This window comes from Ewingella americana (genome assembly GCF_006438725.1).
GTDB classification, from domain to species: Bacteria; Pseudomonadota; Gammaproteobacteria; order Enterobacterales; family Enterobacteriaceae; genus Ewingella; species Ewingella americana_A.
The window spans coordinates 86,624-105,644 of sequence record NZ_RCZD01000014.1 but is presented as its reverse complement, the minus strand read 5'-3'; the positions used below and the strand labels follow the sequence as shown (position 1 = coordinate 105,644).

16 protein-coding genes are annotated in these 19,021 nt (G+C 51.5%); 7 read left to right on the top strand and 9 right to left on the bottom strand.

The window, feature by feature from the left end; genetic code table 11:
* The first annotated feature begins 16 nt into the window (after positions 1-16).
* A complete protein-coding gene (gene dtd, locus EAH77_RS21240; protein ID WP_140474825.1) occupies positions 17-454 on the top strand; it encodes a D-aminoacyl-tRNA deacylase in 438 nt (145 codons plus the stop codon).
* 33 nt (positions 455-487) lie between these two features.
* On the top strand, positions 488-1,420 hold the full coding sequence (gene fabY, locus EAH77_RS21235; RefSeq protein WP_140474823.1) for a fatty acid biosynthesis protein FabY: 933 nt from the start codon (positions 488-490) through the stop codon (positions 1,418-1,420).
* 121 nt (positions 1,421-1,541) lie between these two features.
* Here fabY and EAH77_RS21230 read toward each other — a convergent pair whose 3' ends face one another.
* The gene (locus tag EAH77_RS21230; RefSeq protein ID WP_140474821.1) at positions 1,542-3,233 is read right to left on the bottom strand and encodes an AsmA family protein; all 1,692 of its coding nucleotides are present in this window, start codon (positions 3,231-3,233) and stop codon (positions 1,542-1,544) included.
* 152 nt (positions 3,234-3,385) lie between these two features.
* Positions 3,386-4,777, bottom strand: a complete 1,392-nt coding sequence (locus tag EAH77_RS21225) for a nucleobase:cation symporter-2 family protein (protein WP_140474819.1) — start codon at positions 4,775-4,777, stop codon at positions 3,386-3,388.
* Positions 4,778-5,016: 239 nt separating this feature from the next.
* On the opposite strand from EAH77_RS21225, the gene gltS reads away from it, so the two are divergent.
* Positions 5,017-6,228, top strand: coding sequence for a sodium/glutamate symporter (gltS, locus tag EAH77_RS21220; protein WP_140474817.1), 1,212 nt, complete (start codon positions 5,017-5,019; stop codon positions 6,226-6,228).
* Positions 6,229-6,276: 48 nt separating this feature from the next.
* Here gltS and recG read toward each other — a convergent pair whose 3' ends face one another.
* Genes recG through gmk form a run of 5 tightly spaced genes read right to left on the bottom strand, consistent with a single transcriptional unit; the run spans position 6,277 to position 12,134 of the window.
* A complete protein-coding gene (recG, locus tag EAH77_RS21215) occupies positions 6,277-8,358 on the bottom strand; it encodes an ATP-dependent DNA helicase RecG (protein ID WP_140474815.1) in 2,082 nt (693 codons plus the stop codon).
* On the bottom strand, positions 8,355-9,050 hold the full coding sequence (gene trmH / locus EAH77_RS21210) for a tRNA (guanosine(18)-2'-O)-methyltransferase TrmH (protein WP_140474813.1): 696 nt from the start codon (positions 9,048-9,050) through the stop codon (positions 8,355-8,357). The genes recG and trmH overlap by 4 nt, the downstream gene beginning before the upstream one ends.
* Before the next feature lie 5 nt (positions 9,051-9,055).
* On the bottom strand, positions 9,056-11,161 hold the full coding sequence (gene spoT / locus EAH77_RS21205; protein ID WP_140474811.1) for a bifunctional GTP diphosphokinase/guanosine-3',5'-bis pyrophosphate 3'-pyrophosphohydrolase: 2,106 nt from the start codon (positions 11,159-11,161) through the stop codon (positions 9,056-9,058).
* A gap of 19 nt (positions 11,162-11,180) precedes the next feature.
* Complete coding sequence (gene rpoZ, locus EAH77_RS21200; protein WP_056777549.1) at positions 11,181-11,456, bottom strand: DNA-directed RNA polymerase subunit omega; 276 nt, start codon at positions 11,454-11,456, stop codon at positions 11,181-11,183.
* Positions 11,457-11,510: 54 nt separating this feature from the next.
* Complete coding sequence (gene gmk / locus EAH77_RS21195) at positions 11,511-12,134, bottom strand: guanylate kinase (protein WP_140474809.1); 624 nt, start codon at positions 12,132-12,134, stop codon at positions 11,511-11,513.
* A 221-nt stretch (positions 12,135-12,355) separates the two neighbouring features.
* Between gmk and ligB the strand changes: the two genes are divergently transcribed.
* Entirely contained in the window at positions 12,356-14,149 is a 1,794-nt protein-coding gene (gene ligB, locus EAH77_RS21190; protein ID WP_241673508.1) for an NAD-dependent DNA ligase LigB, read from the top strand.
* On the opposite strand, the gene EAH77_RS21185 is transcribed toward ligB, so the two are convergent.
* A complete protein-coding gene (locus EAH77_RS21185) occupies positions 14,146-14,763 on the bottom strand; it encodes a trimeric intracellular cation channel family protein (protein ID WP_140474807.1) in 618 nt (205 codons plus the stop codon). The two genes, ligB and EAH77_RS21185, sit on opposite strands and share 4 nt — an antisense overlap.
* A 365-nt stretch (positions 14,764-15,128) precedes the next feature.
* Here EAH77_RS21185 and EAH77_RS21180 point away from each other — a divergent pair, with 365 nt between their 5' ends.
* Together EAH77_RS21180 and fabF are read left to right on the top strand one after the other, a co-directional pair.
* The gene (locus EAH77_RS21180; RefSeq protein WP_140474805.1) at positions 15,129-15,749 is read left to right on the top strand and encodes a TetR/AcrR family transcriptional regulator; all 621 of its coding nucleotides are present in this window, start codon (positions 15,129-15,131) and stop codon (positions 15,747-15,749) included.
* Positions 15,750-15,902: 153 nt separating this feature from the next.
* Entirely contained in the window at positions 15,903-17,177 is a 1,275-nt protein-coding gene (gene fabF / locus EAH77_RS21175; RefSeq protein WP_140474803.1) for a beta-ketoacyl-ACP synthase II, read from the top strand.
* A 77-nt stretch (positions 17,178-17,254) separates the two neighbouring features.
* On the opposite strand, the gene EAH77_RS21170 is transcribed toward fabF, so the two are convergent.
* Positions 17,255-18,118, bottom strand: a complete 864-nt coding sequence (locus EAH77_RS21170; RefSeq protein WP_140474801.1) for a YicC/YloC family endoribonuclease — start codon at positions 18,116-18,118, stop codon at positions 17,255-17,257.
* Between the two features lie 126 nt (positions 18,119-18,244).
* On the opposite strand from EAH77_RS21170, the gene rph reads away from it, so the two are divergent.
* Positions 18,245-18,961, top strand: coding sequence for a ribonuclease PH (rph, locus tag EAH77_RS21165; protein WP_140474799.1), 717 nt, complete (start codon positions 18,245-18,247; stop codon positions 18,959-18,961).
* Positions 18,962-19,021 lie beyond the last annotated feature (60 nt).

Below are 19,021 nucleotides of genomic sequence, written 5' to 3'. Positions count from 1 at the left end.
AGACTGAAGGGTTTTTATGATTGCATTAATTCAGCGGGTATTGAGTGCCAGCGTCACTATCGATGGCGAAACCTGCGGGGATATTGGTCCCGGATTGCTGATTTTACTGGGCGTCGAGCAGGGTGATGATGAGCAGAAAGCCAAAAAATTGTGCGATAAGGTGATCGGATACCGTATCTTCGGTGATGAAAACGACAAGATGAACCTTAACGTCCAGCAAGCGGGCGGCAGTCTGTTAGTGGTCTCCCAGTTTACGCTGGTGGCAGATACACAAAAGGGGACGCGTCCCGGCTTTTCACGGGGTGCCGCGCCACAGGATGCCGAGCGGTTATATGATTATTTTTGTGGAGAGTGCCGCGAAAAGGGAATAGCGACCCAAACCGGGCGCTTTGCTGCCGACATGAAAGTGGCACTGGTTAATGACGGACCGGTGACCTTCTGGCTACAAGTCTGAATGTAAAGGCATTACGCCGGAGATAACGTATCTATGTACCATTTGAGAGTTCCTGTTACTGAAAAAGAACTGGCTGCCTATTACGCATTCCGTTGGGAAATGCTGCGTAAACCATTGCATCAGCCGGAAGGCTCCGAGCGTGATGCTTACGACGCAATGGCGCACCACCAAATGGTGGTGGATGAAAACGGTAAAACCGTGGCTGTTGGGCGTTTATACATCAATGCTGACAACGAGGCCTCTATCCGCTTCCTGGCGGTTGATCCCAATGTACAGGCAAAGGGGTTGGGTACGCTGGTAGCAATGACCCTGGAGTCTGTGGCGCGGCAGGAAGGGGTAAAGCGTGTGGTATGTAGCGCGCGTGAAGATGCCGTGGCGTTCTTCGCCAAATTGGGCTTTTTGAACCAGGGCGAAATTACGACTCCGCAATCCACGCCGGTGCGCCACTTTCTGATGATCAAACCGGTTGCAACACTGGATGACATTCTGCATCGTCCCGACTGGTGCGGGCAGTTACAACAAGCCTGGTACGACCATATTCCATTGAGCGAGAAAATGGGTGTGCGAATTAGCCAATATACCGGGCGGCGGTTTGTGACGACTATGCCGGAAAATGGCAATCAGAATCCCCACCATACCCTGTTTGCCGGAAGTCTGTTTTCGCTGGCGACGCTCACCGGATGGGGGTTGATCTGGCTGCTGTTGCGCGAACGCCATCTGGGTGGAACCATCATCCTCGCCGATGCGCATATCCGTTATAGCGCCCCGGTAACCGGTCGCCCTCGCGCTATTGCCGATCTGAGCTCCCTCAGCGGCGATCTGGACCGGCTGGCAAAAGGCCGCCGCGCACGCGTTCAGTTGGAAGTGAATCTGCTGGGTGACGAAACCTCGGGTGCTATTTTTGAAGGTACTTACCTGGTGTTACCGGTGGCCCCCGAGGCGCCGCTTGAGCCACAAATTAACTGATATGCTTTAAGCCACCGATATCGATGCATCCCGAAGGTTTCCGGGCTGCGCACTGAAAAGAAAAACAAAAGGCACCGCTAAGCGGTGCCTTTTGTTTTTCCTAAGCGGGAGTCTGCGACATTTACGGTGCGACAGCACCAGCCACAATGCCTTTGTTCATTTGCTGATCCAGCTGCTTTCCGTCAGCGGCTAATACGTGCAGCTTCCCACTTAATGTGGGCTGAAAATCAACATTTGCGGGCATCTGCCCTTGCAGACTGAGCTGCATATTGGCGTTGCCCTGCAGGTCCAGGTGCGGCCAACCCCAGGTTTCCAGAACATTTACCGGCACAGCCCGGCCATTCATCGTCACAGAGAAGTTACGCTCTGGCTGTTGATCGACGCTTGCCGTCGCTTCCATCAGCCCCTCTTTGGTAAACGCGCTCAGCTCTGTAAATTTCACCTGGCTGTCCGTGGCTTCAAGGGCGAGGGAAGGGCGGCGAACATCGACTTTATTGAAGGTGGCATCACTGGCATTGAGGTTCAGTTTGCCCGACCAGATACCCCATTGATGATTGCGTGCGAGCAGTAAATCCGTCCCGAAACCATCCAGCGCGGTGAGCTGGAAAGGGAACTGCGGCGAGATATCAATAATCAAATTACGATTGGTCATTAACTTTCCAACGTAAACCTCTGACAGCCAGTCCGGTAAGGCTTGTATCCAAAGCTGGCGCCAGTTTTGCGGCAACGTATATTCAAGCGCTGCGACGGTCAGCTCGTTCAATTGCAGGCGGTGGCTGTTTCGTATCCAGTTACCTGTGGTGCGCAGCAGCCCACCTTCCCAGCGCGCACTGACCTGCCGGAGGGTAATCCCTTGCGGGGAAAGATCCAGATTGATGATGGGGTCGATGATATGCAGGTTACCATTAATCATTTCGGTCGCATTCAGCGAAACCTCACCATCCTGACTCTGCCAGTCACCTCTCTCAAAGGTGACGTCTTTAACCGACAAATCGACATCGCTGAACGCCCAATCCTTGCCTTGCAGGCGCGCATCAATCAAATCAAAGCGTTTAACGATCACTTTCGGCTGCTGGTTGAAGTCTTGCAGGAATGCGGCCAGCGGTTGTGACGTCTGTAACCGCACATTGCTTAACCGCACGTTATCCACTGTCCAGCTGCCGTCCGGCGCACGACTCGCTTTACCTGTCAGTTGCCCCCGGGCCAGATCGCCGCCAAAGTTACTCAGCGTAAGCTGGTTATTATTGATCTGCCCTTGCACCAGCACATTCTCTGCGGGTATGCCATTTAAGCTGAGTGCCGCTGCACTCAGCTGGAACTCCGTATTTTCACCCAGCAGATGTCCGGCTTTTGGCTGCCACGGATAAATCCCGGCATTGACCTGTTGGCCGTCAACCGCCCAGCTATCAGCCTCCCCGGATAGTGTCATTTTACTCAACTGGAGGGTGTTCGCCTGAATAGGGAGATTTAGTGCCGAAGGATTGAGATTAAGCCGTCCGTTGACCAGAACAATGCGGTCGAAGAATCTCGGTTCGGTTATCTGACGCCAGCTCAGATCAAGATTGACCTGTGCAGCATTCAGCGCATCAGGTTGGTTTTTCTGACCCAGTCTCACGCCAGTGAGCGTAATGCGACCAGGTTCGGACCAGGCGTGGTCAATTTTTTCGAGTGACAGGCGGTAATTGGAGTTGTTACTCATCCATTGGCTGAGCTGGCCTGCTGCCCACCGGGTCTGCAACAACACATAAAGTAGTACGATTGCCAGCACCAACAGCAGGACTAGCGTCAGTAAAATTTTGCCGATAAATTTCATCGTCTGAATCCATATCCGTCGGGGAAAGGGAAATAATACCCTGTTTATGCCGTAAACAGTGGCCTTTCTCAATAGGTTAGCATGACTCAGACAAGAAAATGCGGCGAGGATTCCAGACCTCTCGCCGCATTTGGAGGGGTTACAGCGGATGTTTATTTTTCGTGAGGAAATATGAGATTCAACACAATGGCTGTGATGCCACCGGCTGCGATACCCGATGAAAGTAGGGTTTTCAGCCAGTCAGGAGCAAATTGCAGAATCAACGGTTGTTGAGAAACGCCCATCCCGACGGCCAGCGATAACGCCATGATCATAATCGCACGACGATTAAGACGCTCGCGCGACACAATACGTACGCCAGAGGCGGCGATAGTCCCAAACATGACGATGGTCGCGCCACCAAGTACCGGCTCTGGAATGTGCTGAACAAGGCCGGCAACTGCGGGGAACAGACCAAGAACGATCAGCATCAGCGCAACCACGAACCCCACATAACGGCTGGCAACGCCGGTCAACTGAATCACGCCATTGTTCTGGCCGAAACAGGAGTTTGGGAAAGTGTTAAACACCGCCGAAAGCATGGAGTTCAGCCCATTCGCCAGCACGCCGCCTTTAATGCGTTTCATATAGAGCGGGCCACTTACCGGCTGCTCGGACACATCGGAGGTCGCAGTGATATCACCAATCGTCTCAAGTGATGTCACCATGAAAATCAACATCAGAGGAATGAGTAGATTCCAGTCAAAGCCCAGCCCGTAATAGAGCGGCGTTGGCAGTGTTATCCAATGACTTTGTGTCACTGGCGTGGTGGCGGGCAGCATGCCCATCATCCACGCAGCGGCATAGCCGACGGCCATGGCGATCACCAGCGAAGCTACGCGCAGGTAGGGATTTTTCTGCCGGTTGAGCAGAATGATCACCACCAGAACAACGGCGGCGAGCAGCAGATTTTTAGGAGCACCAAAGCTATGGTCACTCATCGCTGCATAGCCGCCACCGATAGAGGTGAGTCCAACCTGGATCAACGAAAGGCCGATGATCATCACCACGATGCCTGAAACCAGTGGGGTAATAATGCGGCGCGCCAGATGCAAGAAACGCGACAGAATAATCTCAGTGCAGGAAGCAACCATTAGCGTGCCAAACAGTGCCGCCATCATCGTTGGTACATCCGCCCCGCCGTTTTTCAATGCCATTCCGCCCATGATCAACGGAGCCACAAAGTTAAAACTGGTGCCCTGAATCGATAGCAGACCTGAACCCACCGGGCCCCAGGTTTTAATTTGCAAGATAGACGCCAGTCCTGACGCGAACAGCGACATGCTGATGATGTGCTGTGTGTCTTGCGCTGGCAACCCCAGAGCCTGGCAAATCAGCAGTGCAGGAGTGATCACCGCAACGAACATCGCCAGTAAGTGTTGGCCGGCCGCAAACAGGGTCTGTGGCAGAGGAGGGCGATCCTCGAGACGGTAAATTAATTCGCTGTTGGGGGTGTGGGATAGGTCAGGGCGCTGAGTGTCTGACTCGGCGGATTGCGTACTCATGATTTGGGCATCCATTAAGCGGCAAAGCGGGCATTTTTAATGAAAACGAAGATAAAAGCAATCGATTGCTTTCTTGATTTATTGCTCTGTTAATTGCGATTTACACAGCATTCTCAGGCTGTTTTTCTTGCGCTGAGTTAGCAATCTGACTTCTAATTCCACATCTGAAAAATATCAGCAGACTGGGGTTCTTATAACTCAATAATATTATTGGATTTTTTCTAAAATGGAGTATTTGAATGATTCATCTCGATACCTATGGCACGTTGGTTGCCGCCACTCTGGTTCTCCTTCTGGGACGTAAATGCGTCCAGACGATTTCGTTCCTCAAGAAATACACTATTCCCGAACCTGTCGCCGGTGGTTTACTGGTCGCGTTCCTGCTGCTGCTGGCCAATCAGTTTTTCAGTTGGGAGGTCAGCTTTGATATGTCGCTGAAAGAGCCGCTGATGCTGGCTTTCTTCGCCACCATTGGCCTGAATGCCAATCTCGCCAGCCTGCGCTCCGGCGGCAAAACACTGTTCTTGCTGGTGTTTGTGGTGCTTGGGTTATTGCTACTGCAAAATGCGATTGGCATCGGCATGGCAAAACTGCTCGGTCTTGACCCGCTGATGGGACTGCTGGCTGGTTCAATAACGCTGTCCGGTGGCCACGGCACCGGAGCCGCCTGGAGTAAATTATTTAGCGAAAAGTACGGCTTTGAAAATGCCACAGAAGTGGCCATGGCCTGTGCGACTTTTGGTTTAGTTCTGGGCGGGATTATCGGTGGACCGGTTGCGCGCTATCTGGTTAGCCACTCTTCAACGCCGAACGGTTCGCCGGATGATGCCATCGACCCGAGCGCCTTCGAAAAACCGACAATTGGCCGGATGATCACGCCTTTGGTCATGGTGGAAACCATTGCGTTGATTGCTATCTGTCTGACGGCTGGCAGCCATGTTTCGGCCCTATTACAAGGCTCCGCATTCGAGATCCCAACCTTTGTTTGCGTACTCTTTGTTGGGGTTATCCTCAGTAATCTACTGGCGTGGTTGGGTTTTTATCGGGTATTCGATCGCGCAGTGTCGGTATTAGGTAACGTCAGCCTTTCGCTGTTTCTGGCGATGGCGCTGATGAGCCTCAAGCTGTGGGAAATGGCATCACTGGCATTGCCAATGATGGCTATCCTGGGCGTGCAGACGCTGGCAATGGCGCTGTATGCCATCTTCGTAACCTACCGTGTTATGGGGAAAAACTATGACGCGGCGGTACTGGCGGCGGGGCACTGCGGCTTCGGGCTGGGGGCGACGCCCACGGCAATCGCCAATATGCAGGCCATCACCAATCGCTTTGGGCCGTCACATCTGGCCTTTTTAGTGGTACCTATGGTGGGCGCATTCTTCATTGATATCGCCAACGCAATAGTCATCAAATTATTCTTGCTGTTGCCGGTATTTCCCGCCATCGCGTGATGAGATTGAGTGCCATGGAAGGCTATCAATCTCGGCGCAGGGAAGATATCAGGCGTTGGTGTATCGCACGCGTTCCGGTAACCAGCGTTCGATAAGAGCATGAGCATGCTGGGGAAACTGTTGTTGCAGATAGCGGGCAATACGCTGTACTTCAGGGATCATCGCCTGGTCACGTAATAAATCTGCGACTTTAAATTCGGCGCTGCCGGTCTGGCGTGTTCCGAGTAATTCGCCCGGCCCACGGATTTCTAAGTCCTGCTGTGCAATCACAAAACCATCGTTGCTATCGCGCAAAACCTGCAACCTTTTTTGCGCTGTCTTACTGAGCGGTGTTTTATACAACAGAACGCAATGTGAAGCGATGGCACCGCGGCCAACCCGGCCACGCAACTGGTGCAACTGAGCGAGCCCCAGACGTTCAGGATTCTCGATAATCATCAGGCTGGCGTTTGGCACGTCTACCCCAACCTCGATCACTGTGGTCGCGACAAGTAATTGGACTTCACCTTGTTTGAAAGCCTGCATCACTGCTTGCTTTTCTTGTGATTTCATCCGGCCATGAACCAGGCCTATTTTTAGCTCAGGCAGAGCAACTTTTAACCCCTCCCATGTCGCTTCTGCAGCTTGGGCTTCCAGCATTTCCGACTCTTCGATCAGTGTGCAGACCCAATATGCCTGTCGATTTTCCTGCTCACAGGCACTCTTCACTCTTGCGATAATATCGCTGCGGCGGGTGTCAGGGATCGCGACAGTGGTCACTGGCGTTCGTCCCGGTGGCAGTTCATCAATCACGGAAGTGTCGAGATCGGCGTAGGCGGTCATGGCCAGCGTCCTTGGGATCGGCGTGGCTGTCATAATTAACTGATGCGGATGAAAACCTTGCTGTTTTCCCTTTTCCCATAAGGCCAGGCGCTGGTGGACACCAAACCTGTGTTGCTCATCAATAATGACCAGTGCGAGCGATGAAAACAGAACCTGTTCCTGGAAAATGGCATGCGTGCCCACCACCATGGAAACTTGACCGCTGGCAATCGCCTCTTGTTGTGCCTGTCGCGCTTTGCCTTTTTGTTTACCGGCCAGCCAGCCAACCTGAATGCCCAGCGGTTCGAACCACTGACGGAAGTTATTGGCATGCTGTTCTGCCAGAAGTTCTGTAGGCGCCATCAGACCAACTTGCTGACCCTGGGCAATCGCGCACAGTGCCGCTAATGCTGCAACGAGCGTCTTACCAGACCCGACGTCGCCCTGAACCAGCCGCATCATCGGATAGCCCTTAGCTAAATCTTGTTCGATTTCGGCCACAACGCGATCTTGCGCACCGGTGGGGCTAAAAGGCAGCGCTGCTAAGAACTGGTTTTTAAGGCGGTCATCATGGTGCAGCGGTAATGCTTTGTAGCTTCGGGTACCAGCGCGAACCGCCAGCATGCTTAAATTGTGCGCCAGTAACTCTTCCATGATCAGCCGACGCTGGGCTGGGTGTTGACCTTTCTCAAGATCCGCTAACTGTATATCAGGCGGTGGGCGGTGCAGTAGGTGTAGGGCTTTGGGCAGCGAAATCAACGATCGACTCAGTTCTTCTGGAAGAAGTTCTGCGATGGGTACGGTATCAAGCAGTTCGAGCGCCTGATCGGTCAGTTTGCGAAGCGTCGCCTGACGTATCCCCTCGGTGGTGGGATAAACCGGTGTTAGCGACTCCTGCAGAACAACCTCACTATTCTCGCCCTGGATGCGATATTCAGGGTGAATAATCTCAGCACCTTGCGTTCCACGTTTTATCTCGCCATAAGCGGTAACACGACGTCCGGTCGCCAGGCTATTTTTCATCGCCGCATTGAAGTTAAAGAAGCGTAACGTAACGATGCCGGCACCATCACTGATCTGGCAGGTCATCATGCGGCGGCGGCCAAAGCTGATATCACTGCGCAGCACTTCGCCTTCCACTGTGGCAAAAATTCCGGGCAGCAAATCATTGATGGTATACAGGCGTGTGCGATCTTCATAACGCAGGGGGAGGTGGAGCAGGAGGTCCTGAATAGTTTCGAGGCCGAGTTTAGCGAGTTTCTCTGCCTGACTTGCTCCTACACCAGAAAGCGACGTGAGCGGGATGGCGTCGAGCAGGCGTCCTTTCATCTTTTAACCGTCATTTGCATGGCGGCCCACCACTGGTCATCAGCAATAATTTGTCCAGTTTCATCGATCAAGGGCCGGGGTAATTTTTTGCGTTTTGCCACATTTGATAACACCGGATAGCCGCCATCAAACAGCAGGCGTTGCTGCTCTTTGAGGCTGAGAGGGCTTGTCTGGCGTTGATACATTCCGGCATTTTCTCGCTGGCGCTGTGCTTCATACAGAATCAGCGCAGAGGCTACGGAGACATTCAGCGACTGAACCATACCGGCCATAGGAATCACGATATCGCTGTCAGCCAGTGTCAATGCTTCAGGGGTAATACCGGTTTTTTCCTGACCGAGCAGAATACAGGTTGGGCGGGTGTAATCGATGGTACGGAAGTCGACGGCTTTGTCAGACAAGTGTGTTGCCAGCACCTGCATCCCTTTCGCCTTCATTTTGGCGACCGCATCCCGAATAGTTTGATGCGTTTTGACCTGAACCCAGCTGTTACTGCCAGCTGCCGACGAGACTAAAGTACGCATCCGGCTCGATGGCCAAACTGCGTGAATTTCATGCACGCCGACGGCATCAGCAGTACGAATTACCGCAGCAATGTTGTGCGGCTTATGTACCTCTTCCATGCATACCGTCAAGTCTGGTTGCCGGGCTGCAAGCATTTCGCAGATGCGCGCATAACGTTCAGGAGTCATAACAGTTAGTTTCGGTTACGGCTGACTTTGATCACATCCGGCATGACACGAATTTTACGCATAATATTTGCCAGGTGCACACGGTCACGGGTTGTCAGGCGAATAAAGGCGCTATAAACACGGCCATCTTTTTCCTCAGTACTCAGGCTCTGAATATTAGACTGTGCGGCGTTGATTGCTGCGGTTAAATTCGCCAGTGCACCCTGATGATTGAACATATCGACCTTTATTTCGGCGATAAATTCTTGATCAGTCTCCTGGTCATCCCAGTCGACTGCCATGAACTTTTCAGGCTCTTTTTGATAACCGCGAATGTTACGGCAGGACTCGTGGTGAACCACCAGACCTTTACCCGGACTGACATGGGCAATAATTGGGTCACCAGGAATAGGGCGGCAGCATTTGGCAAAGGTGATCAGTACGCCATCAGCACCTTTGATCGGCAGATTACGCGTTCCGCTGGTTGCCATAGAGGATTGATCGCCCATCAGATTTTTGGCGACGACCACACTCATGGCGTTGCCCAGACCAATTTCGGCCAGCAAGTCATCCATGGCGGAGAGCTTCATTCGGTCGAGCTCGTTTTTGATATTCTCTGGTGGAAGATCGGAAATTTTCTTACCACTGCCGAGTGCATGATTAAGCAACCGACGGCCAAGAGAAACGGAGTCATCACGTTTGAGGTTCTTGAGCATCTGGCGAATTTTGGCACGTGCGCGTGAGCTCACGACAAAATTAAGCCACGCCGCATTCGGACGGGCGCCGGGCGCGGTAATAATTTCGACGGTCTGGCCGCTGGTCAGTGGCTGCGACAGCGGATATGGCTGACGGTCGACACGTGCGCCAACACAGGCATGGCCGATGTCGGTGTGTACGGCATAAGCAAAGTCTACCGGCGTCGCGCCAGCTGGCAGCTCGACGATGCGGCCTTCCGGCGTGAATACGTAGATTTCATCTGGGAACAGGTCAGATTTAACGCTTTCGATAAATTCGAATGAGTTGCCAGCGCTTTGTTGCAGCTCTAGTAAACTTTGTAACCAACGCTGGGCACGAATTTGTGCCGTGGTGCTGTTCTCACCATTCTCTTTATAAGCCCAGTGAGCGGCAACCCCCATCTCTGCCATCTGATCCATATCTTCAGTACGAATCTGAACCTCAACCGGCACGCCGTGTGGGCCGATAAGCGAGGTATGCAGAGATTGATAGCCGTTGGCTTTCGGAATAGCGATGTAATCTTTTACCCGACCAGGGCGCGGTTTGTACAAGCTATGAGCCTGACCTAAAACGCGATAACAGGTGTCGAGTTCTTTAACGATCACCCGAAAGGCGTAAATATCCATGATGGAATGGAAACGTTGCTCTTTCAGATGCATCTTGCAGTAAATCGAATAGAGGTGTTTTTCGCGGCCACTGACCCGGCACTGAATTCCGGCCTCGGTTAAACGCCCTTCTATTTCCGAAAGAATCTTCTGAATCATCTCTTTACGGTTACCACGCGCAGCTTTCACCACTTCTTTAATTACGCGGTAACGGTTCGGATAAAGTGCTTCAAAGCCTAGCTCTTCAAGCTCGGTCTTTAGGTGATGAATACCCAAACGGTGTGCCAGTGGGCTGTAGATTTCCAGCGTTTCACGGGCAATACGACGGCGTTTATCCGGGCGCAAAGAGCCCAGAGTGCGCATGTTATGGGTACGGTCGGCGAGTTTGATCAGGATGACGCGAATGTCTTGCACCATCGCCATGATCATTTTGCGGAAGTTTTCCGCCTGAGCTTCTTTCTTATCGCGGAATTTCAGCTTGTCCAGCTTCGAAACGCCTTCAACCAGCTCGGCCACACTTTTACCGAACAGTTGCTCCATATCTTGATATGTCGCAGGCGTGTCTTCAATAACGTCGTGTAGTAACGCCGCCATCAGAGTCTCGTGATCGAGCCTCATTTCAGCCAAAATACAGGCTACGGCTACCGGGTGAGTAATATAGGGCTCACCACTGGAGCGAGTCTGCCCCTCGTGCGCGTCCCGCGCAACGAGGTAGGCCTGCACGAGGCGCTTGATTTGCTCCTCCGGCAGGTATTTTTGAATCAGTTGATTCAGGCTTTCAAAGATGTACAAGTGAGATCCGTTTCGTTAATTAACGACGACCTTCAGCGATGGCAGTAACTGCCTGAATCTCTGCGGCTTCCTGCTCCTGTTGTTCCTGACGATCGCGAACATCAAGGATCTTATTCGTGATCAGACCTTCTTCGATTTCTCGCAGAGCGATAACGGTGACTTTGTCGTTTTCTTCAGCGACTAATGGATCTTTACCACCAGATTGGAGCTGGCGTGCGCGGCGAGCAGCCACCAACACCAGGTCAAAACGGTTACCAATTTTTTCTACAGCGTCTTGAACAGTTACGCGTGCCATATATGTGCTACTCCACAGGGGGACGAAAGACTGGGCATAATACTGAAAGTGTCTTCAGTCTGCCAATAGTTTGGTGATTAATCCGTCATGACGAAGCTTTTGACGGCTCAGACGAAGACGTTCGGCGCGAATAATGGTTTTTAAATCCGACAGTGCCAGATCAAAATCATCATTCACAATTAAATAGTCGTACTCAGCAAAGTGGGTCATTTCAGCCACGGCTTGCGCCATGCGTTTTGCGATGATTTCTTCGCTGTCCTGACCACGGCCACGCAGGCGGCGGTCAAGTTCGTCTTTCGATGGCGGCAGCACAAAAATACTGCGTGCCTGCGGCATTTTTTTACGGATCTGCTGAGCACCCTGCCAGTCAATATCCAAAAACACGTCAACACCTGAAGCCAGAACCTGCTCGATAGCTTCACGTGATGTGCCGTAATAGTTTCCGAAAACTTCCGCATGCTCCAGGAACGCATCGTTTTCAATCATTCCGCAAAACTCTTCTTTGGAGACGAAGAAATAGTGCTCGCCATGTTTCTCACCCGGACGGACTGCGCGGGTCGTATGTGAAATAGAAACTTGCGTATCGTAGAGCGGTTGTGTTTTCAGCAAAGCCTGAATCAGACTTGATTTACCTGCTCCACTCGGTGCGGAGACAATATATAACGTGCCTTGGACCATGATGACATTTCAACTGAATAGGTTGATGGGAAAAGTGCGAAGAGTGATCTTCCGCACAGTATACACGCTAGCCGCTTCTGGTGCAGCGTTCAGACGTATTTCATCGCACCTGAATAAAATAAAACAGGGCTGTAAGTTATTTTCTCGCGTCGTATTCCAAAATATCGACTTTTTGCTGCAACCTACATTAATGATGTGAATATGGATCGCATCATCAATTAATGTGGCTGGAAGGCCCTAAAAATCCGGCGTTTACTTGGTACCACAAGGAGGTGCCAATGCGCCAAGTACTCAAAATGTTGCTGATATTATTCATTTACTCCTCTTGTCAGGCTGCGGATTGCCCTGACTGGCCTCAGTCACGTCTGCGTGAAGAAACCAAAAATTTGGCTGCGCAGTTAGGGCAATGGGATGGTATTTACCATCTGCAAGGGCAGAGCCCGATTGACGACGCATCTTATGATAATTTACGTCTTAAAGAGCGCCTTTGGCTGGAATGTGCCAAACAGCCAGACTATGAACCTAATCCTCCCCGCGATATGGCTTCTGCACATCAGACTTTGACGGCACATCCTGTCGCTCACACGGGTCTGAAGAAAATGCGGGATAAAGCAGCGCTGGCAAGCTGGATGCATGGACATCAGGATTTGTGGGTACAGCCAAAAATTGATGGTGTGGCTGTCTCGCTTATCTACCGTGAAGGCAAACTGGTGACGTTACTCAGTCGTGGAGACGGTAAATTCGGTCAGGACTGGACGGATAAAGCCCCTTTCATTACGGCAATTCCCGCGTCTATTAATGATAAGCGGCAACTTTTAGTTTTGCAGGGTGAGCTTTATCTGATGATGACCGGACATCAGCAAAACTTGGCGGGTGGCATGAATGCTCGTTCTAAAGTTGCGGGTGCCATGATGCGGCGTTCGGCATCCGAGCTTTTAAAAAATCTGGGTTTGTTCATCTGGTCCTGGCCCGATGGACCACAAATGATGGAGAACCGCTTGCTTAGCCTGACCCAGTTGGGCTTTGCACAAACGGCCGCATTCACAAGGAAAGTTGCTTCAGTGGATGACGTTGCTCAATGGCGTGATAAGTGGTTCAACCTACCGCTGCCTTTTGCTACGGATGGCGTGGTGATCCGCCAAAGCGAAGAACCCGCCGGGCAGTACTGGAAAAATCATACTGCTGACTGGGCGGTTGCCTGGAAATACCCACCAGTGACAGAGGCGACTGAAGTCACAGACATCGAAACGACATTAGGGCGGCGAGGGAAAATAACCGTCTTACTCCACCTGAAAGAAATCAGAATCGATGACAAAACGGTTAGCAAAGTCAGCATTGGTTCTCTGGCGCGTTTAAAGCAATGGGATGTTGTTCCAGGCGATCAGGTTGCTATCACCCTTGCCGGGCAAGGGATCCCGAAATTAGATAAGGTTATCTGGCGGGTGAAAGACCGGACGATGCCAGCTTTGCCGCAGCCCATAGATTATTCCGCCCTCACCTGTTTTTTACCGATGCCAGACTGTCAGCAGCAATTTATCTCTCGGCTTATTTGGTTGAGTGGGCCAGAAGGGCTCGATATGTCAGGTCTTGGTGGCGCGACATGGCGCTCTCTGGTTCAGGAACAAAAAGTCACAAATTTGGCTGACTGGTTGCGATTGACGCCCGAGTCATTGGGTTCTGTACCGAGCATCAGCCCCAAAAAAGCACAGAAAATTTATGCGCAATTACAACTCTCGCGACAAAAAACCTTCAGACAGTGGCTTTCTGCCCTTGGCTTCCCGGCGTTTGCTGTCCGGGAAGCGGCAACCTACGGAAATTGGAGCCGGCTCAGCAATGTTACGCAGCAGCAGTGGCGGCATTCCACAGGAATAGGGGAAAAACGGGTGACTGATATTGTGGATTTTATAAATCATCCACAAGTAAAAGTACTGACTGAAATGTTGAGAGAGGAAAACGTGCCTGCCTTCGTTGCGGCTGACAGTTCAGAGGCCAACATAAACAGCGTAGATAACTAGTGGTCAGAATGCGGGTAATTAAAAACCGGCAAGCCCAGGCGAAAACGCAGTGCAATTAATCGTGCAATAAAGCCTGCCAACAGTGTGATGATTACCACCAAATTGTGCGGCAAAGCGAAGTATTGCAGGCCGATGTAAATCCAGGCTGATGCAAATGAGATACCGCCATAAATCTCTTTCTGGAACACCAGCGGGATTTGATTACACATCATGTCGCGTAATACGCCGCCAAATACGCCAGTGATGACAGCACAAACCGATGCGATAATCGCGCCATGCCCCATGTCCAGGGCGACCTGTGTACCAATAATCGAAAAGACCACCAGACCCAGTGCATCGAGAACGAGAAAAAGGCGCCGCAGATGGCGCATCAAGGGAGCCAGCAGCGTGGTAAGGATTGCAGCCGCCGCCACAATCACAATGTATTCAGGGTGCTTAACCCAGCCTAAAGGATAATGCCCCAGCAACATATCGCGCACCGAACCGCCACCAATTGCCGTGGCTGAAGCGATAATGATGACGCCGAAGGTATCCATTTTTCGACGTCCCGCGGCTAAAGCGCCGGTCATGGCTTCGGCAGTGATACCAATAATATAGAGAACGGTAAGCAGCATAGATTTTCGCAGGTTTTGAAAGATAGGTGGTTATAAAGATGAACAGTTTCTCAGGGTAAAGTGATTAGCATCACAGTACGACTGAATTTTTCTGCTGCACGTCATTTCGGATTATAAAATCTAATGTGTAGATATGTTTTTTGGCTTATATAAAAGGCCTGGATTTACTTTATCGATTTATCACATTAGAAATTGTAGATGATTTTCTTGCCGGGAGAATCAGCTTTATTAGCTGCTGATGCAACTCTACAGCAATAAGTATGGAGAAATGTTGGCTAGAAGGTTACGATAATTTAAATTCATCACTTATCAAAATGCCAATCCGTAACCGGATATACCACTCTCGTACTCGCCTGGAGGAATGCATGAAGCCTGACATTCCGGCTGTATTAACGCAGCGCGGACCAGCAGAACATGAACGGCGCGAACAGATCATTAATGCTGCTTTTGACCATTTCCGTCACTACGGTTACGCCAAAACGTCAGTAGCCGATCTGGCAAAAGCCATCGGGGTTTCCAGCGCATATATTTATAAGTTTTTTGAGTCAAAACAAGCAATTGGTGAAGCTGTTTGTTCACAGCGCGTTGGGCAAATAGATCACGCGTTGCGCGAGATTGCTGATAGCAATGAGTCCGCGACATTACGCCTTCGGATTATCTTTAAGGCGCTGATGAGCAAAAGTCTGGATCTGTTTTTTGAAGACCGCAAACTGCACGATATTGCGGTGGCCGCGGCGGCACAGCGCTGGACTTCTGCGCAAAATCATCGTGCTGAGATATACAGTATTATCCAGCAGGTTATCGTCGATGGCAGAGAGTCGGGAGAGTTTGAACGTAAAACGCCCCTGGATGAAGTCTGTCTGGCGATCACCAGCGCAATGACACCGTTTTCCCATCCCCTAATGCTTGAGCAAAAGACGCCGGAGCAGTTGGAAGAACGCGTGATAGCTATTACTTCCCTGGTATTACGCAGTCTGTCGAATTAGTGGCGGAGACAAGATTTTCAGGGTTACGGGTTTGCAAAATCGTAATTCATCACATACTGTCATTCCTTATGACATAACTTCCCGCTGTGGCTGACCTATTTTTCAGCGATTCAGCGCATCAAATGAACGTATAGAAAGAAAGAGGAACCTTTTATGACTCATCGTCGAGTGGTTATTACCGGCATGGGGGCTGTGAGTCCTCTGGGCTGCGATATCGAAACTATCTGGAAACGCCTCCTGGCGGGCCAGTCCGGTATTCGCGTGTTGCCTGATGAAATCGTTGAAACTTTGTCGGTGAAAATCGGCGGGCAAGTGTTAACCAAAGAGCAAGACCCTGAGTCGGGTTTTGAGCCAGATCTGTTTGTCGTACCGAAAGATCAGAAAAAAATGGACCGTTTCATTCTGTTCGCCATGGCAGCAGCGGATATGGCCATTACCAATGCGGGTTGGAAAGCGGAAACCCCAGAACAGCAGGAACGCACGGCGACCGTGATCGGTTCCGGTATCGGTGGTTTCCCGGCTATCGCACATGCGGTACGCACCAACGACAGCCGTGGTGCCAAACGTTTGTCACCTTTCACCATTCCGTCATTCCTGGTGAATCTGGCAGCGGGTCAGGTTTCCATTAAGCACCAATTTAAAGGCCCGATTGGCGCGCCGGTAACGGCTTGTGCAGCCGGTGTTCAGGCGATTGGTGATGCCGTGCGTTTGATTCGTAATGACGAAGCTGATGTGGCGTTGTGCGGTGGTGCTGAAGCGGCTATCGATACGGTCAGTCTGGGTGGTTTTGCAGCGGCTAAGGCCATGTCCTCCGGCCATACTGATCACCCCGAAAAAGCCTCACGCCCTTTCGATAGTGCACGTGACGGTTTTGTGATGGGTGAAGGTGCAGGCATGCTGGTGATTGAAGAGCTGGAACATGCCAAAGCACGTGGCGCGACCATCTTGGCTGAAATCGTCGGTTATGGTACCAGCGGTGATGCTTATCACATGACATCCGGTGCCGAAGATGGCAACGGGGCAGGTCGTGCAATGAGAATTGCTTTGCGTCAGGCCGGCTTACAGCCTGCGGATATACAGCATCTGAATGCACATGCGACATCAACGCCAGTGGGCGATTTGGGTGAAATCAACGCGATAAAAACTCTGTTCGGCACTGACGGTAAACTGGCGGTGACCTCGACCAAATCGGCGACCGGTCATTTGCTGGGTGCGGCGGGTGGTCTGGAAACCATCTTCACTATTCTGGCTATCCGCGACCAAATCGTGCCGCCAACGCTGAATCTGGAAAATAAAGATCCAGTGGCTGAAGGCCTGAACATTATTGGTAACACCGCACAGCCGCATGCCATCACTTATGCACTGTCTAACGGTTTCGGTTTCGGTGGCGTCAATGCTTGCGTACTGTTGAAGCGTTGGGAAAACTGATTCGACGGTTTTCCAGGTTCTAAACGTAAAAAGCCCGCGATTGAATGCGGGCTTTTTATTATTTCAATCAACTGAAATTACTCGATATTCTGAATCTGTTCGCGCATTTGTTCGATCAACACTTTCAGCTCGATGGCTGAGGTTGTGACATCAGAATTGATCGACTTGGAAGCCAGGGTATTCGACTCACGGTTGAATTCCTGCATCATGAAGTCCAGACGGCGGCCGACAGCCTCTTCTTTCTTCATGATTTTGTGCGTTTCTTTGACATGCGCTTCCAGTCTGTCCAGCTCTTCAGCTACGTCAACACGTTGCGCCATCAGAACCAGTTCCTGTTCCAGACGGGTATTTTCCAACTGAACCTGCGCATCTTCCAGCTTGCTGATCAAGCGCTCGCGCTGCCATTGTAGAATATTAGGCATATGTGCCCGCACTTTCACCACTTCGGCGCTGACACCGTCCAGACGCTGTTCGATCATCACTTTCAGCGCAGCGCCTTCGCTTTCGCGGGCCGCGATGAAGTCATCAATGGCAACATCCAGCGCCAATAGCAGTTCGGTGCTGATTGCATCTAAATCCTGCTCTTCCGCCAGCATCACACCCGGCCAGCGCAGCACTTCCAGCGGATTAATTTCGCCTTCGTCGCTTTGCATTTTGACCCATTGCGCCGCTTCAACCAGCTGTTTGGCCAGTTTTTCATTTAGTTGCAGCGCGCTTTGCGCGCCAGGGTCGAGATCAAAACGCAGGTTGCATTCGACTTTGCCTCGGGTCAGGCGGGCACGAATGCGTTCGCGGACAACCGGCTCCAGGCTGCGAAATTGCTCTGGCAGACGGATATAAGTTTCGAGATAACGTTGGTTTACCGAGCGGAGTTCCCACGCTGCGCTACCCCAGCTACCCTTAATTTCGCGGCGGGCATAAGCGGTCATACTTCGGATCATATCTGCGTACCTGTTAATGTAAAGATGAAGCGATTATAGCTTCGGTGGGCGGGTCATGATAGGCATTACCTGATGAAGCCCGTATAATGCGCAGCCAAACATGAATCGCGACCCGGAGATCAACCCATGCGTCCAGCAGGCCGAAATGCACAACAGGTGCGCCCCCTGACACTGACCCGTAACTATACCAAACATGCTGAAGGCTCAGTTTTAGTGGAATTTGGTGATACCAAAGTGCTTTGTACCGCTACGGTTGAAGAGGGTGTTCCGCGCTTTCTGAAAGGCCAGGGTCAGGGCTGGATCACTGCCGAATACGGTATGTTGCCACGCTCAACGCACACCCGTAATTTCCGTGAAGCCGCCAAAGGCAAACAGGGTGGCCGTACTCTGGAGATCCAACGTTTGATTGCCCGCTCCCTGCGCGCGGCTGTTGATTTGAAAAAACTCGGTGAATTCACTATCACGCTGGACTGCGACGTCCTGCAGGCCGATGGCGGCACCCGTACTGCGTCGATTTCCGGTGCCTGCGTCGCATTAGCCGATGCGCTGAACAAGTTGGTTGCCGCAGGTAAACTAAAAGCTAATCCGATGAAAGGTCTGGTGGCTGCTGTTTCCGTCGGTATCGTGAAAGGTGAAGCGTTGTGTGACCTTGAGTATGTTGAAGATTCTGCCGCAGAAACTGACATGAATGTGGTGATGATGGAAGACGGTCGCATGATTGAAGTTCAGGGCACGGCAGAAGGTGAGCCGTTTAGCCATGAAGAGTTACTGAGTTTGTTATCCCTGGCACGAGAGGGAATCAACACTATCTTTGCAGCGCAGAAAGCGGCGCTGGCGGAATAGTTTTTAAGGCGGCTGAGAAGTCGCCTTTTTTATGGCCTGTTGGCCGACAATGTCAGATGA